Source organism: Spirillospora sp. NPDC049652, from assembly GCF_040675125.1.
Classification (GTDB): domain Bacteria; phylum Actinomycetota; class Actinomycetes; order Streptosporangiales; family Streptosporangiaceae; genus Spirillospora.
Window position 1 is genome coordinate 1 of record NZ_JBFAOF010000085.1, and the last position, 14,646, is coordinate 14,646.

General features: G+C 72.4%; 17 protein-coding genes. 9 read left to right on the plus strand and 8 right to left on the minus strand.

The genetic code is table 11. The annotated features are described in order from the left end of the window. Nucleotides 1-31 precede the first annotated feature (31 nt). Complete coding sequence (locus AB0J52_RS08840; RefSeq protein ID WP_500181005.1) at nt 32-922, plus strand: helix-turn-helix transcriptional regulator; 891 nt, start codon at nt 32-34, stop codon at nt 920-922. Nucleotides 923-940: 18 nt separating this feature from the next. Here the strand turns inward: AB0J52_RS08840 and AB0J52_RS08845 are convergent, their stop codons facing one another. Then, the gene (locus AB0J52_RS08845) at nt 941-1,876 is read right to left on the minus strand and encodes an NAD-dependent epimerase/dehydratase family protein (RefSeq protein ID WP_500180989.1); all 936 of its coding nucleotides are present in this window, start codon (nt 1,874-1,876) and stop codon (nt 941-943) included. An 86-nt stretch (nt 1,877-1,962) separates the two neighbouring features. Next, nucleotides 1,963-2,904: an RNA polymerase sigma factor SigJ gene (gene sigJ / locus AB0J52_RS08850; protein ID WP_500180990.1), complete on the minus strand. Its 942-nt coding sequence runs from the start codon at nt 2,902-2,904 to the stop codon at nt 1,963-1,965. A 168-nt stretch (nt 2,905-3,072) separates the two neighbouring features. On the opposite strand from sigJ, the gene AB0J52_RS08855 reads away from it, so the two are divergent. After that, a complete protein-coding gene (locus tag AB0J52_RS08855; RefSeq protein ID WP_500180991.1) occupies nt 3,073-5,295 on the plus strand; it encodes a hypothetical protein in 2,223 nt (740 codons plus the stop codon). 15 nt (nt 5,296-5,310) lie between these two features. Here AB0J52_RS08855 and AB0J52_RS08860 read toward each other — a convergent pair whose 3' ends face one another. After that, nucleotides 5,311-5,835, minus strand: coding sequence for a heme-binding protein (locus tag AB0J52_RS08860; RefSeq protein WP_500180992.1), 525 nt, complete (start codon nt 5,833-5,835; stop codon nt 5,311-5,313). A 249-nt stretch (nt 5,836-6,084) separates the two neighbouring features. Here AB0J52_RS08860 and AB0J52_RS08865 point away from each other — a divergent pair, with 249 nt between their 5' ends. Then, nucleotides 6,085-6,504 (plus strand): hypothetical protein, encoded by a 420-nt coding sequence (locus AB0J52_RS08865; RefSeq protein ID WP_500180993.1) that lies wholly within the window; start codon nt 6,085-6,087, stop codon nt 6,502-6,504. A 78-nt stretch (nt 6,505-6,582) separates the two neighbouring features. Here AB0J52_RS08865 and AB0J52_RS08870 read toward each other — a convergent pair whose 3' ends face one another. Together AB0J52_RS08870 and AB0J52_RS08875 are read right to left on the minus strand one after the other, a co-directional pair. Continuing rightward, nucleotides 6,583-6,930, minus strand: a complete 348-nt coding sequence (locus AB0J52_RS08870) for a YciI family protein (protein WP_500180994.1) — start codon at nt 6,928-6,930, stop codon at nt 6,583-6,585. A gap of 50 nt (nt 6,931-6,980) precedes the next feature. After that, nucleotides 6,981-7,370, minus strand: a complete 390-nt coding sequence (locus AB0J52_RS08875; RefSeq protein WP_500180995.1) for a VOC family protein — start codon at nt 7,368-7,370, stop codon at nt 6,981-6,983. 114 nt (nt 7,371-7,484) lie between these two features. On the opposite strand from AB0J52_RS08875, the gene AB0J52_RS08880 reads away from it, so the two are divergent. Next, nucleotides 7,485-8,132 carry a TetR/AcrR family transcriptional regulator gene (locus AB0J52_RS08880; RefSeq protein ID WP_500180996.1) on the plus strand — a complete coding sequence of 216 codons (648 nt, stop codon included), beginning with the start codon at nt 7,485-7,487 and terminating at the stop codon, nt 8,130-8,132. Between the two features lie 13 nt (nt 8,133-8,145). Here the strand turns inward: AB0J52_RS08880 and AB0J52_RS08885 are convergent, their stop codons facing one another. Then, nucleotides 8,146-8,757 (minus strand): dihydrofolate reductase family protein, encoded by a 612-nt coding sequence (locus AB0J52_RS08885; protein WP_500180997.1) that lies wholly within the window; start codon nt 8,755-8,757, stop codon nt 8,146-8,148. A gap of 183 nt (nt 8,758-8,940) precedes the next feature. Between AB0J52_RS08885 and AB0J52_RS08890 the strand changes: the two genes are divergently transcribed. Then, a complete protein-coding gene (locus AB0J52_RS08890) occupies nt 8,941-9,300 on the plus strand; it encodes a nuclear transport factor 2 family protein (protein ID WP_500180998.1) in 360 nt (119 codons plus the stop codon). A 215-nt stretch (nt 9,301-9,515) separates the two neighbouring features. Here AB0J52_RS08890 and AB0J52_RS08895 read toward each other — a convergent pair whose 3' ends face one another. Both AB0J52_RS08895 and AB0J52_RS08900 read right to left on the minus strand, forming a co-directional pair. Continuing rightward, the gene (locus AB0J52_RS08895; RefSeq protein WP_500180999.1) at nt 9,516-10,916 is read right to left on the minus strand and encodes an FG-GAP-like repeat-containing protein; all 1,401 of its coding nucleotides are present in this window, start codon (nt 10,914-10,916) and stop codon (nt 9,516-9,518) included. A 214-nt stretch (nt 10,917-11,130) separates the two neighbouring features. Further along, nucleotides 11,131-11,595 carry an SRPBCC family protein gene (locus AB0J52_RS08900; RefSeq protein ID WP_500181000.1) on the minus strand — a complete coding sequence of 155 codons (465 nt, stop codon included), beginning with the start codon at nt 11,593-11,595 and terminating at the stop codon, nt 11,131-11,133. A gap of 130 nt (nt 11,596-11,725) precedes the next feature. Here AB0J52_RS08900 and AB0J52_RS08905 point away from each other — a divergent pair, with 130 nt between their 5' ends. The 4 genes from AB0J52_RS08905 to AB0J52_RS08920 form a co-directional block, all read left to right on the plus strand. After that, a complete protein-coding gene (locus tag AB0J52_RS08905) occupies nt 11,726-12,874 on the plus strand; it encodes a sensor histidine kinase (protein ID WP_500181001.1) in 1,149 nt (382 codons plus the stop codon). Beyond that, on the plus strand, nt 12,871-13,482 hold the full coding sequence (locus AB0J52_RS08910) for a response regulator transcription factor (protein ID WP_500181002.1): 612 nt from the start codon (nt 12,871-12,873) through the stop codon (nt 13,480-13,482). The genes AB0J52_RS08905 and AB0J52_RS08910 overlap by 4 nt, the downstream gene beginning before the upstream one ends. A gap of 176 nt (nt 13,483-13,658) precedes the next feature. After that, on the plus strand, nt 13,659-14,225 hold the full coding sequence (locus AB0J52_RS08915) for a TetR/AcrR family transcriptional regulator (RefSeq protein ID WP_500181003.1): 567 nt from the start codon (nt 13,659-13,661) through the stop codon (nt 14,223-14,225). A 96-nt stretch (nt 14,226-14,321) separates the two neighbouring features. Further along, the coding region (locus tag AB0J52_RS08920; protein ID WP_500181004.1) for an MFS transporter at nt 14,322-14,646 on the plus strand (325 nt) is incomplete at its 3' end.

The window sequence follows — 14,646 nt, forward strand, 5'->3', positions numbered from 1 at the left end:
ACAGGGCCTCCAGGTCGCGGCGGGCATCCCCGTGTACCCGCAGGCCGGACGGGGCGGCGGCTGGGCCCTGCTCGGCGGGGCCCGCACGGACCTGTCCGGGCTCAAGGCGTCCGAGGCCAGGGCGCTGTTCCTGCTGCTGGGCCCCGCCGCCGCGATCGCGCCGGAGGCCAAGGCCGCGCTGCGCAAACTCGTCCGCGCCCTGCCCTCGACGTTCCGGCAGGACGCGGAGGCGGCGGCGGACGCGGTCGTCGTGGATCCGGCCCGCTGGGGTGAGCACCGCCGCGCGCGCCCGGCGCTCGTCGACCTGCTGGAGGACGCGGTCGTCCGGCGCCGCGGCACCCGCCTCACCTACTCCGGACGGGAACGCGTCGTCGCGCCGCTGGGCCTCGCCGACAAGGACGACACCTGGTACCTGATCGCCGGAACCCCCGACGGACGGCGCACCTTCCGCGTCGACCGCATCACGGGCGCCGAGGTCACGGACGAACCGGCCGAGCGTCCGGCGGACTTCGACCTCGCGGCGGCCTGGGACGAGGTCGTCACCGCGATGGAGGCGCGGCGCGCGACGACCACCGCCACCGCGACCGTCGAGACCCGCTACCTGCGCGTCCTGCGGGACCGCTTCGGCCGCCACTGCGAGGTGCTCGAAGAGGCCGAGGACGGCCGCGGCGAGCACCCCTCCGGCGAGCACCCCTCCGGTGAGCACCCCTCCGGTGAGCACCCCTCCGGTGAGCGCGCTCCCGGTGCGGGCGGTCGCGGTGAGCGGGACCGTGTTCGTGTCGCGCTCACCGCGCCGACCGCGCTGGACATCGCCCGCCAGCTCGCGGGCTGGGGCGACCTGGTCGCCGTGGAGGGCCCGCAGTCCGTCCGGGACGAGCTGGCGAAGCTGGCCGCCCAGCTCACCGCGCTGTACGGCGGCTGACAGCGGGGCCCCGGTGAGTCACATCCCGACACGCAGGCCCTGACGCCAGGAGGGGTGCGCCGGCCGCCAGCCGAGTTCGCGCTTGGCCTTGGCGTTGGACGCGCCGCGCAGCTCGGTCATGAGCACGACGCCCGCCTCCCCGGCGGCCAGCCGCCCGACGAACCGCGGGACGCGCATCGGCTTCTTGGCGCCCAGCATCGACGCGACCTCCGGCAGCCATTCGGCGACCGTGGCGGGGTCGTCGTCGACGACGTTGTAGACCCCGCGGCCGCCCTTCTCCACCGCCGCGACCGTCGCCTCGGCGGCGTCGGCGACGTGGACGAACGACCAGACCCCGCCGCCGTCGCCGACGACGGGGAACTTGCGCTTGCGGATCATCTCCAGCTGCGCGGAGCCGGGCGCCATGGACGTGCCGGGCCCGTAGAACGCGCCGTAGCGCAGCACGATCCCCTCGGTCCAGGAGGCGTTCAGGACGGCCTTCTCCAGGTGCTTGACGGCGGTGATCATCGCCGCCATCGGGGCGACCGGCGAGCCGTCCAGGGGGTCCTGCTCGGTCTTGACCGGCCCGCCGGTCCGGGCGTAGGTGAACGCGCCGTTGCTCTGGGCGACGAACCGGCGCACCCCGGCGGCGCGCGCGGCCGCGAGCAGGTTGTCGGTGCCCTCGGTCCGCAGCCGGTCGGTGGCCGCGAAGCTGCGTTCGAAGTGGCGGGTGTCGATGTGCCCGATGGCGGTCAGCTGGTGGACGACCACCTCCGGGGCCGCCTCCCGCACCGCCGCCTCGACCTGGGCGCGGTCGAGCGCGTCGGCGACGACCGGCGTCGCGCCCAGCCGCGCCGCCGTCTCCTTCGCGGCGTCGCTGCGGACCATGGCGAACACCTCGTGCCCCGCGTCGACCAGGCGCGGCAGCAGCTCCCTGCCCATCGCTCCCGTTGCTCCCGCCACCAGTACCTTCATGGTCGGCTCCCTTGCTGTCCGGTTCGGGTTCGCCTCTTGAACCGGACGGCCCGCCGATTCCTGACAGGGGCCGGACGTGTTCCGCGTCACACCCTGAACAGGGGCTCTCCGTGGTCGGCCGCCGCCCACTGCCCGGTCGCGCGGACGAGCTTGTCCGGGTTCGCCTGCGTGCGGCAGGCGGTGATGCCGTCGGCGGTGACCTCCAGGCACATGACGGCGACGACCCGTCCGTCCACGACGGCCACGACGGCGGGTCCGTCGTTGGCCGTCCACAGGTACACCGCGGACTCCCCGCCGACGAGGGCGTGCTTGGCCTCGGCCGGCGTGAACAGCGACTTGATGAACCTCGCGACCGCCGCGGCCCCCTCGAACGGCGTGGTCCGCGCCGGGACCTTCCCGCCGCCGTCGCCGACGGAGACGGCGTCCTTGGTGAGCAGGCGCACGAGCTCGTCGGTCCGGCCGCCGGCGGCGGCGGCGAGGAACTCCTCGACGACCCGGCGGGCGGCCGCCTCGTCGTTCTCCCTGCGGGCCCCGCCCGCCGCGACGTGCTTCTTGGCCCGGTGGAAGATCTGCTGGCTGGCGGCCTCGGTGATGTCGAGGAGCTCGGCGATCTCCCGGTGCGGGTAGTCGAAGGCCTCCCGCAGCACGTACACGGCCCGCTCGCTGGGGGACAGGCGCTCCATCAGGGTGAGGACGGCGTACGAGACCGATTCGCGCTGCTCGGCGGTGTCCGCCGGGCCGAGCATCGGATCCCCCGCGAGCAGCGGCTCCGGCAGCCACCGGCCCACGTAGGTCTCGCGGCGCGCCCGCGCGGAGGTGAGCTGGTTCAGGCACAGGTTGGTGAGCACCTTCGTCAGCCAGGCCTCGGGGACCTCGACGCGTGCGACGTCGGCGGCCTGCCAGCGCAGGAACGTCTCCTGCACGACGTCCTCCGCCTCGTCCGCGGAACCGAGGAGGCGGTAGGCGATGGCCGCCAGCCGGGGCCTCGCCATCTCGAACCGATCGACGTCGTCCACCGTCAGGGGCATGACCTGATCATAAAGCCGGCAGGCGCGCAGGTAGTGGCACGGACCCGGCGGACTTCGCCCCGATCCCGGGAGGCGGTGACGGGATGATCTTTCCCGGGCTACGCTACCGGCCCGGATCGGGCCCAGCGGGAGCTTCTCATCAACACCGTCCAGCGTGCGTTCGCCACCTTGTTCGCCTCCTCCGACCTGGCGGACTGGCGTCCGCTGCTGACGTCGGCCACCGACTGCTTCGCCGAGGCGCTGGCGAGCGGCCCGCTGCCCGCGCGGCTCGTCGAGGCCGTCCTGGAGGAGGGGGACCCGGCCTGCCTCCGGCATCTCGTGGTGAACGAGGACGTCCTCGGCGACGACCTTGAGCTGCAGGGACGCCTCACCGCGACCGGCCATCCGGACGTCGCCGGCGCCATCGTCCACGACTGGAGCAACGTCCAGGGCTGGTGGACGTTGCGCGGCTGCCGCGACGTGCTCGCCGCCGCGCGCCCCCACCAGGACTGGACGAAGCGGGGCGGTCCCGTCTGGGTGCTGGAGAACAACCGTCCGCGCTGGCGCCGGGCGCTGGTGGTGTGCCCGATCGGACGTGCCGCGCGCTCCACGCTCATCGACATCGCCTCCGACCTCACGCGCGCCGAGCAACTGCGCGGGCTCGTCACCGTCCATGACCACGACGGCGGCCTGACGCAGTTGGGCCATTTCAAGCAGGAGAGGTTCCGTCCGGAGGTCGCCGAGGTTCTGCGGGCCGTCCTGGCCGCCGGTGATGTCACCGCGCTGCGCGAGGCGATGACCGTCGCCGAGGGCACGGAAGGCCTGATCGAGGAGCTCTACGAGCCGGGGACGCCCGTCCCGGACATGCTCGCGCTGCGCGTCCACCCCGACTGGGAGGCCCTCAGCCGTGCCCACGCCGACCGCCCGTTCGGCGACCACGTGCTGGAAGCACTCGCGGCACGCCCCGACTGCCCTGCGGATCTTCGCCCACCCGTCCTCCCGGCACCTGCACCCGCGCCGAAGGACGAGCCGGACAACTCCGACACCCTGGTCGCCGCACATCTCGGCGACGACGTGGAGGCATGGCGTGCCGTCCGCGCCAAACTGTCCCGCTTCCGCGGCGACCTCCCCGACCTCCTCGCCGAGACCGCGCCGCCCAAGAAACGCGCCAAGGCCACCGCCTGGCCCGGCGCGGCCGAGCTGCCCGCCTGGGACAGCACCGCGTCCGTCTCCGGCACCCGGGCCAAGTTCCTGACCCTGCTGGACGCCGCGTCCGTCGAAACCCAGCTCAAGCTGCTGAAACACCTGGACGACCGCACGGTCGCCGACCTGTTCGGGCAGGGCGCCTGGCACGACGCGTGGCTCGACTTCGCCATGAAGGCCAGGCAGAAGCGCTACCGGCTCGCCCTGGCACAGCGGCCCGCGCTCACGGCCGAGGCGATCGAGGTCCTGATGAGCCGGGACGACCCGGCCGTCAACGCCCGGCTGTTCCTGCGCACCGGCGCCACCGCCCACCAGCGGGAACGCCTGCTGTCCGGACGGCTGAGCAAGGATCTCCTCGAACGCCTCATGGAACGCGACGGCGGCTTCCGCGCCCGCGACGCGGTCAACTGCTCCAACGTGCGGCTCCAGCGGCACATCCTGGCCCTGGTTCGGGTGCGCGGGATCGTCCCGCAACAACGCCTGATGCTCAACCTGTGGGAACGCGGCGGCCCGGAGGCCGTGCGCGACCTCCTGGAGAACGAGCCGAAAGGACGAAGGTTCGGCCGCAACGTCATCCGCCCCGAGGTACGCCGGCTCACCAGGCGCCTGCTCGCCGAGCCCGACCCGGCGAACGCCCTGGAGACCCTGCGCGCCACCGTCATCGCAGGTGAGACGGCCGAGTCCCAGGCCGCCATCCTCCGCAAGCGAGGCACTCACCCGCACGCCTCGGAGATCTTCCGCGAGGCGCACCTGTGGCAGTGGGACGGCCTCATCGCCGAGCACCGCCGCGAACCCCTCGGCACGATCCCCCTGCTGGGCCTGGCCGAGCTGCCCGAATGCCCGCAGGAACTCCGCGACGAGGCGGCCAGGCGGCGGTGGCGCTGGATCGAGGCCACCAACGACGTCATCGTGGGCGAGACCCCGGAGGAACTCCTCCGCGACAACCCGCCCGGCCCGTGGCTGCACCGCGCGGTCCACGAGGGCGCGGTGACCTGGGACCAGGTGGTCGCCCTCGCCCGTCCGGCGGTCGAGACCCTGACCGCGATGACTGGCCTGGCCGCGCAGGCAGCCCTGACCCCGCTGATCCGAGAACATCTGGACCCGTCCCGAGACGCCTGGGTCCTGGCCCTCCGCATGCTCCCGGACTTCCCGGGCCCCGTCACCGAACTACTGCGAACCGCCGCCCTGGCAACCACACCACCGCACTGACGCGACGGTCGTTCCTCAGCGGCAGAGGGCCCTGCGCACGGCCCTCGCGATCTGCTCGTCGATCCGGCCGTCCGGAGCGCCACCGACGCCGATCCCCGCGATCGGGAAACCGTGGCTCTTGACCGGGACGCCGCCGGCCAGGGTGAGCGTCCCGGGGATCTGCCGGATGGTGGCGTTCCCGGACAGCGCGCTGGTCGGCTGCCCGAACGCCACCGCCGTGTAGGCCTTGCGCTTGGCCGACTCGTAGGTCTGCGGCCCGGCCTTGCGGGTGCGGATGACGAGCCGGATGACCCCGGACCGCTCCATGATGACCACCGTCACCCGCTGCCCCCGCCGCTTGGCGGCCTTGACCGCGGCCCGACTGGCCCGCGCGAGCGACGCGTTCGACAGGACCTCGTCCTTGGGCCACCCGGCCCGGACGTCCTGCCTGAGCGACTGGCGCACGTCCGCGTGCGCGGCGGCGCCCCCCGAGCCGGCGAGCACCGTCGACGCGACCGCACCCAGCGCGACCACCCCGACGGCGGCATGGCGAAGCGACATATCTGTCCCCCTGGACGAAGACGAGTTCTGACCTGCGGGAGGACGGCGCCTCCCCACCCTTTCGTCTCCGCGCCCACCACCAGCAGAACCATGACCAAGGTCATCGTTCACCCCGCTTCCCCCCATGAGCCGCCGCCCTCGGCGGGGGAGTGGGGCTAGACCCACCCGTCCGTGTGGACAGGCCCATACCGCCCGACTCCCGCGCTTCCTACCGTCGTAGACACACCGCGACACAAGGGAGCAAAGCCAATGACCGCCACCACGCAGCCCGACGACGTCCGCACCAAGGACGCGTTCGACGCCGTGAACAAGTACGTCACCCTGTTCGGGGCGATCGGCGCGATCACCCTGGGCACGGTCGCCGTGATGGCGCTCAGCGGCCAGAACACCAACCCGTTCATGTGGATCCGGGCGGTGATCCTGTTCCTGGCCGCGTTCATGCTGCACCGCTTCACCGCCGAGGCCGCCCGCGGCGTCCGCAAGTCCTTCGACCGGCTGCGGACCCTGTCGGTGATCCTGCCGATCGCGATCGTCGGCGTGGACCTGATCCCCGGTGTGTGCCCGGCCTGGTACACCGTCCTGCAGGGCCTGTCGGCCTTGGCGCTGGTCGCCGTCGCGGTCCTCACCCGCACCCGCAGCCTGCGCGCCGCCGCCCCCGCCGAGAACTAGCCACCACCGGATGGCCGGACCGCCACGGTCCTGGCCATCCGACGTCTAGTCCTGGCCATCCGACGTCTACGGGCCGGATCAGGCGGATTCGAGAATGGGACGGATCTCCACGGTCTCCGGGGTCGGCAGGGCCCGGGCCAGTTCGACGGCCTCGTCCTGGTCGGCGACGTCGACCACGAACCAGCCGCCGAGCGTCTCCGCCGCGCCGAACACGGGCTCGTGCGCCGCGGTCGCGGTGCCGTCGGCGGCCTTGCGGACGGTCACCGGTCCCGCGCCGGCGGTGTCGAACGCCTCGCCGCCGACCAGCTTGCCCTCGGCGGCGACCTTGCCGATCCAGGTCTGGTACGCCTCCCGGAAGGCGTTCCGGTCTTCCTGGATGGCCTGGCGCGAGGCGTCCGTCTCGAAGATCACCAGAGCGAATCGCATGCGTGTGTCCTTTCGGGGTCTGTCGGTTGACGCTGGGGGAGGCGGCCGGATCAGCCGTTGCCGGAGGCGGCCCATTCGACGAACTGGACGATCACACCGTTGGGGTCGGTGACCTGGAACAGGCGCTCTCCCCACGGCTCCTCGCGCAGCGGCATGGTGATGCGGACACCGGCCTCGCGAAGCCGCTGTTCCTCCTTGTCCAGGCCCTCGGCGACGGTGAACGCCAGGATCAGGCCCGCGGCGTGCTGGTCGCGCTGCTCGGGCGGCAGCACCTCGATGCCGCGGGCGAGCAGGACGATGTCGAACGCGTCGGGCCGGGTCAGGGACGCGAAGCCCTCGGCGGCCTGCTGGACGGTGTAGCCCAGGTGAGCGGTGAGGAACTCCTGCGAGGCGGCGACGTCGGCCACGGTGAGCGAGACGGTGGAAGCGGTGAACTGCACGAAGTGCCCTTCGGACTAGATGGTTCCTCCGTCGCAAACTTGCGACGGACGTAAATTTAGCCCAAGCGAGGTCGGGGTGTCAACATAAAGATGCTACGAGGGTAAGATTGCGCCATGGATACCCAGACGCCCGCCCCCGTGACCGGCCTCCGCGAGTCCAAGAAGCAGGAGACCCGGCAGCTCATCTCCGACCACGCGACCCGCCTGTTCATCGCCCAGGGCTTCGAGCAGACGACCATCGCCGAGATCGCCGCCGCCGCCCGCGTCGCGAAGAAGACCGTCACCAACTACTTCGCCCGCAAAGAGGACCTGGCCCTGGACCATCAGGAGGAGTTCGCCGCCTCGCTGGCGAACGCCGTGACCGCGCGCCGGCCGGGGGAATCGGCGCTGGCCGCGCTGGACCGCGCGTTCGCCGACGCCGTCGCCGCCCAGGACCCGGTCGCCGGGTTCTCCGGGCCCGAGTTCGCCCGCATGATCGCCGACAGCCCCACCCTCAGCACCTGCCTGCGCGGCCTCCACGACCAGCGCGAACACCACCTCGCCCTGGCCCTCGCCGACGCCACCGGCGCCCCCGCCGACGACATCACCGTCCAGACCGCCGCCGGACTCCTGGGAACCGTCCACCGCGTCCTGTTCCACCGCATCCAGACGCTCACGCTGGCCGGACACCCCAACGACCGGATCGCCGAGACCATCACCCCCGAGGCCACCCGAGCCTTCGAACTGCTCACCCCGTCCCTGGGCCACTACGCCGTCGCCTGACCAGCCCCTGTCACTACTGGCCGTCGCCGTCAGTTGCGGGCCGGTCGTAGGTGAGGAACGCAGCGCCGCTGCCGAGGACGGTGTGGTCGGTCAGTTCCCAGGTCCGCGGGTCGAAGGCGGCCGTGCGGGAGAACAGCGGGATGCCCGTGCCGATGGTCAGAGGGCCGACCTTGAGGATGAGCCGGTCGATCTCGCCGTACAGGGCGCCGGCGAGTTCGCCGCCGCCTACCAGCCAGATGTCCTTGCCGTCCTCGCGCTTGAGCTCCTTCACCTTCGCGACGGGGTCGGTGGCGACGAGCTCGACGGCGGGGTCCGGGCTCTCGGTGAGGGTCCGCGAGAAGACAAGGTGCCGCAGATGCGGATACGCGTTGGTGAGCCCGGCCTTCAGCCCGATCTCGTAGCAGCGGCGCCCTTCCAGGACGGTGTCGAAGCAGGTGCCCTCGGCGGTGACCGACAGCGCCGCGCGCGCCGGCCCGGGAAGGGTCTCGGGGCAGTCGGCGACGAGGTGCTCGATGTAGTCGCCGGGGATGGGCCAGAAGCCGTCCGGGCCAGTGGGGTCGGCGCCGTCCGGACCGGCGATGAAGCCGTCGAGCGTGGTGGCGATGTAGTACACGAGCTTTCGCATGAAGAGGCCTCTCTCACTTAACTGCAACCATAGTACTCTGTTCGGAGTGGTTTGAATGTAGTACTCCACTTGCAGTGGTGTCAACTCATTGTGGATGCGGTCGGGAGGGCGGCGGGGCTGTGAAGATCAGCCGAGCGTGAACGTCCTGGCGCGGGTACGGCGCCGGCTGGGAGGGTGGGCCGCATGGAGGATTTGCGGGACGCCGAGCGCCGACTTCAGACCGCGCAGCTCGCCGGGGATGTCGAGGCGCTGGATCGGCTGCTGGATGACCGGCTGCTCTTCACCTTCGGTGGGAACGTTCAGACCAAGGCGGACGACCTGGAGCTGCACCGCACCCGGACGCAGGTGCTGACGAGGGTGGCTGAGGAGGAGCTGACCGTGTTCGCCGAGGGAAGCACCGGCGTGACGTGGTTCCTCGGCACCGTCGAAGGGACCGTCTCCGGGACGCCGTTCGCGGCCAGGATGCGCTACACCCGTACCTGGCTGCACGACGAGACGCACGGCTGGCGAATCATCGCCGTGCACGCCAGCACGACCGACTGACCCAGCCCACACGCTGCAGGGCCGCCCCCTAGGCAACTCCAGGCCACGCAGGGGCCGGCATCGGTGGCACGTCAGGTGTTGACGGCCTCGACCTTGCGCCGGCGGGCCTTGAAGAAGGAGCACACGCCGAAGACCGTCATGCCCGCCGCCACCGCAGCCACGGGCCGGCGGGCATGTTGGCGTACTGACGCAGTGTGCGTCACAGGAGCCTGGGGTCAGCGTCCGATGTGGTAGCCGAGCTGGGCGTGCCTGCCCGAGATGCCGAACGTCTTGGGGGTGTACCAGGCGGCGCCCGACACCGGCATGAACCCGGTCGAGCGGCCCCGCACCAGCGTGATCGTGCCCTCGCCGGAGTTGTCGTAGGGGGCGCCGACGACGAGGTCGGCGTACCCGTCCCTGGTGTGGTCGAGCAGGCTGACCTGCATGCCGAGCTGGTCGTTCTTGGCGGCGGTGCCGGGCACGCCGGCTGTCGCCTGCGAGATCCACTGGGACTTGGCGCCGGTCAGGCCGCCGCCGGAGCCGAACAGCAGGTAGGAGCCGCCCGCCGAGGCGGCCTTGCCGACCTTGGTGCCGGGGGCGCCGATGGCCAGGTCGGCCTTGCCGTCCTTGTTGACGTCCCCGGCGGACACGTCGGCGCCGAACCGGAAGCCCTTGGTGACGACGCCCGGCACGCCGGCGGTGTTGGCGTTGATCGTGTACTTGGCGGTCGGGGTGACGCCCGCGGCCGAGCCCTTGAAGACGGTGACCCGGCCGCCGGTGTGGCCGTAGTCGACCGACTGGCCGATCGCGATGTCGGCGTGGCGGTCGCCGTCGAAGTCGCCCACCGCGACCGACCCGTACTCGGCGTACGTGGAGGACTCGGGCTTGATCGCGTCGTCGTTCACCGGCTGCCACACGCTGATCTGGCCGTCGTCGGCCGACGCCCACAACATGACCAGCGAGCTGCCCTTGCCGGTCACGTTGCCGAAGGCGAACTTCGCCTTGAAGGGGGCCATGGCGGCGGCGCGGGCGGTGCCGGGCTTCTCATCCGGGCGCGGCGCGGTGTGCAGCGTCAGACCCCCGGTGGGACGTCCGGACGCGGCGCGGGCGCCGCTCGGGCCGAACGAGGTCCAGCCCCACCCGTAGACACCGGACCATGCGAAGTCGGCGTAGCCGGCGCGGTTGATGTCACCGGCGCCGAGCGCCACCCCGGCGCGCATGCCGGACGGGATGGTGGGGTCGGGCAGCGCGGTGACGGCGTGGGTGCCCAGCCCGGACCGGCCGCCCCAGAAGATGGTGACGGCGCCGGCGTTCTTCTTGCTGCCGGTGTCCTCGTCGGGGGCGCCGACCACGAGGTCGGCGTAGCCGTCGTGGTCGAAGTCGGCCGAGGCGACCGAGTACCCGAAGTGGTCGTCGCGCTCGGCGGTGCCGGTGACCCCCTTGGTGTCCTGCGACAGCACCTGGCGCTTGCCGGTGTTCAGGCCGCTCTTGCTCCCGTAGGTCACGGTGACGAAGCCGGCGGCCTTCTTGGCGCCGACATTCCCGTAAGGGCTGCCGACCGCGAGGTCGACGTAGCCGTCGCCGTTGAAGTCGAAGGGCTTGGCGAGTCCTGCCGCGGACGCGGTGGGGGCGAGCACTGCCAGGCCGCAGGCGGCTGTGCACGCGGCGACGGAGAGCGAAAGAACTCGGATACGCAAAGGAACGGACCTCCTGGCCTGCACGTCCGGATAACGCGCGGTACAGGAGGGACGGGTGTTGCCGTCCCCCGGTTTACCCGTTTCCCGAGAACGAAGAGATCACATTGAGCCGATCCCATCGCGCCGCGATCCGCAATGCTCGGCGAGTGGGGTGTCAGGGCTGCGGCGTCCTTTGGGGCGACGTGCGGGTCCGGTTCTCGACGTGGTGTTTGAGCGCCTGGTTGAGAGCCTCGAAATCGGCCTGCGTGCGCGCGATCGTTGAGCCGAGGAGGGGCACCAAGAGGCCGGAGAAGCGTTCACCCTGTTCCAGGTCGGTGCCCCCGTCGCCGGCGGGTGCGAGCCTGAACCAGTGCTCGCCGTCGAAGACGCCGGGGGCGAGCAGGCGTCCGATCCAGCGCAGCTCTGTTCCGGAGTCGGCGGCCAGCACCTTCGGCTTGAAGGTCATCGGCCTGCCCTGGGCGGGGAACATGCGCAGCGTGAGCCGGGAGCCGACCTCGGCCGTCCCGGCGGCCTCGCGGATGAAGGGGTTCCAGGCGGGATAGCCGGCGAGGTCGGTCAGGACCTCCCAGACCCGGTCGGGCGCGGCGTCGACGTGCACGGACGTGGAGATCGTCTTCATGGCGGCAGTGTCGTCCGGCCGGCCCGGCCGTGCCCAGTGCGCGGGTCACGGACCGGACCGTGAGTTTCTCCCGGTTCCGGCCTGTCTGATCTATCCTCTGCTGAGCGAAGTCCCAGGCTGGAGGGGGCATGTGGCGGACGACGATCCGGTTGCGGGCGATGTGACGGCGGACCTCCCCGGCCCCCGGCTGGCGCGCGGCATGCTCTTCGCGGTCCTCGGCTCCTTTCTGCTGATCGTGCCGCTGAACGTGGCGGAGAGCGCGCCGCGCGCCGGTGGGGCGTGGGCGCCGGTGCTGTCGGGGTTGGCCTCGCTGGTGGTGTTCGCCCTGCTGCTGGTGCACTGCTCGCCTCGTGGCCGCCGGCTGTCGGTACGGGCCCGGACGGCAGCGCTCGTCGCCCAGACCGTGCTGACCTATGCCCCGCTGGTGTGCTTCGGTGCGCGGTGGGGTGGGATGGGCGGGTTCCTGGCCGCCTCACTGCTGCTGGCGCTGCCGCCCCGGCTCGGCTGGTCGCTGCTGGCCGCGGTGTCGGCCAGCGTGGCGGTCTCCAGTGCGCTGGCCGGGCAGAGCCTGCTGGTCGTCGCCTACATGGGGCAGTCCACCGCGCTCGTCGGGGTGGTCGTCTACGGGGTGACCCGGCTGGGCGAGGCGGTGACCGCGCTGTCGGCCTCGCGTGCCGAGGCGGCCCGGCTGGCGGTGTCGGAGGAACGCCTGCGGTTCGCCCGCGACCTGCACGACCTGCTCTCCTACAGCCTGTCGGCGATCACCTTGAAGGCCGAACTCGCGCGCAGGCTGACGCGCTCGCACGCCGACCGGGCCGAGGCGGAGGCGCGGGCGGTCGCCGAGCTCTCCCGGCGGGCGCTCGCCGACGTCCGCGAGGTCGCCGCCACCTACCGGGACCTGTCGCTGGCCGACGAGTGCGAGGCGGCCCGCAGCATCCTCGCCGCCGCCGGGATCGAGTCCTGGGTCGCGCTCGGCCTGGACCCGGCCACGATCGACCGGCGCGTCCAGACCACGCTGGCGATCGTGCTGCGCGAGGGCGTCACCAACGTGGTGCGCCACTCCCGCGCGCGGCGCTGCGACATCGCCCTGACGACGGACGGCGGCCGGGTCCGGCTCCAGATCGCCAACGACGGGGCGGCGGCGGACCTCGTTCCCGGCCCGGTCGACGGTAGCGGGCTGCTCAATCTCGGTCATCGGCTGGCGTCCGTCGGCGGCGTCCTGCGCACCGAGATCGCCGCCGACGGCCGGTTCGTCCTGACCGCGGCGGCACCGTCGTGAGCGGGACGACGGTGCTGCTCGCCGAGGACGTCCACATGATCCGGGGCGCGCTGGTCGCGCTGCTGGAGCTGGAACCCGACCTGCGGGTGGTCGCCGACGTCGAACGCGGCGAGGACGTCCTGCCCGCCGCGCTGGAGCACCGGCCGGACGTGGCGGTGCTGGACATCGACCTGCCCGGCGTCGACGGGCTGGCCGCCGCCGTCCAGCTCCACGCCGCCCTGCCCGCGTGCCGCACGCTGATGCTGACCAGCCTCGGCCGCCCCGGGACCCTGCGCCGGGCGCTGGCCGCCGGGGTGCACGGCTACATCCTCAAGGACGCCCCGCCGGAGGAGCTGGCCCGCGCGGTGCGCGCCGTGGCCTCCGGCCGCCGCGTCATCGACCCCCAGCTCGCCGCCACGGCCTGGGAGGCGGGGCCCAACCCGCTCACCCCCCGCGAGCGCCAGCTCCTGGCTCTGGCGGCCGAGGGCGCCCACGCTCGGGAGATCGCCGAACGCCTGCGCCTCGGCCTGGGCACCGTCCGCAACCACCTCGCCAACGCCACCGCCAAGACCGGCGGCCGCAACCGCATCGACGCCATCCGCATCGCCCGCGACAATGGCTGGCTCTGAGAGCCCCATCCCGTAGTGGAGCGCAGGGCCGTTGACACACGACGACGAGTGGGTGCTCCAAACGCGGTCGGTCTCGGAAGCGCGTCCTGACCGCCGGCGCCGCAACGGGATGGCGACCGGCACGCCGGTCGGGCGGCCGGGTTGACAGGGGAAAGTGTGAGTGGTTTATTACTCACATGACGACGAGCCGAGGGCGACAGCTCTCCACCGCCGACGAGCGACGGGAGACCGTGCTCGCCACCGCGATCGGCGCCTTCGCCGCGCGCGGCTACTGGGGCACCACCACCACGGAGGTGGCCAAGGCCGCCGGGATCTCCCAGGCCTATGTCTACCGGCTGTTCCCGAGCAAGGAGTCCCTGTTCGTGGCCGTCGTCGAGCACTGCTTCGTGAAGGTGCGCGGCGCGCTGGAGGAGGCCGTGGCGACCTGCGGCGGCGGCTCGGCCGAGACCGTCCTGCACGCCATGGGCGACGCCTATGCCCGGCTGATCAGCGACAACGCCCTGATGCTGATCCAGCTGCACGCCCAGGCGGCGGCGGTCTCGGAGCCGGCGGTGCGGGAGGCGGTCCGGCAGGGTTACGCCCGGCTGGTGGAGTACGTGCGCGGCGCCTCCGGCGGGGGCGAGGCGCAGGTCCAGGACTTCTTCGCCCGGGGCATGCTCTGCCACCTGCTGGTGTCCACCGGCACCGAGCAGGTGCAGGCGCCCTGGGCGCGGACCCTCTCGGCGGGCATCACGCACTACTGACCTCCCGGCGAGCCGGGCCGCATCGGCGGGGCCCGCGCCCCGCCCTCTCTTGGCCCTCAAGACTGAGTGGTCAACCACACACACTTGGAGTCGGAGATGCGCAGGACGACCACGGGCCCGGCGCTCGCGGCCCTGGCGGGGGCGCAGTTCCTCGTCGTGCTCGGAAACTCGATCGTCAACGTGGCGCTCCCGCAGATCCGGGACGGCGCCGGGCTCGGCGACGGCGGCACGACGTGGGTCGTCAACGCCTACGGGCTGGTGTTCGGGGCGCTGCTGCTGGCCGGCGGCCGGGCGGCCGACCTGGTGGGACACCGGCGGGTCCTGCTGGGTGGTCTGGCGGTGTTCGGCGGAGCGTCGGTGGTGGCCGGGCTGGCCTCGTCGGCGGGCCTGCTGATCGCCGCGCGGGCGGTGCAGGGGGTGG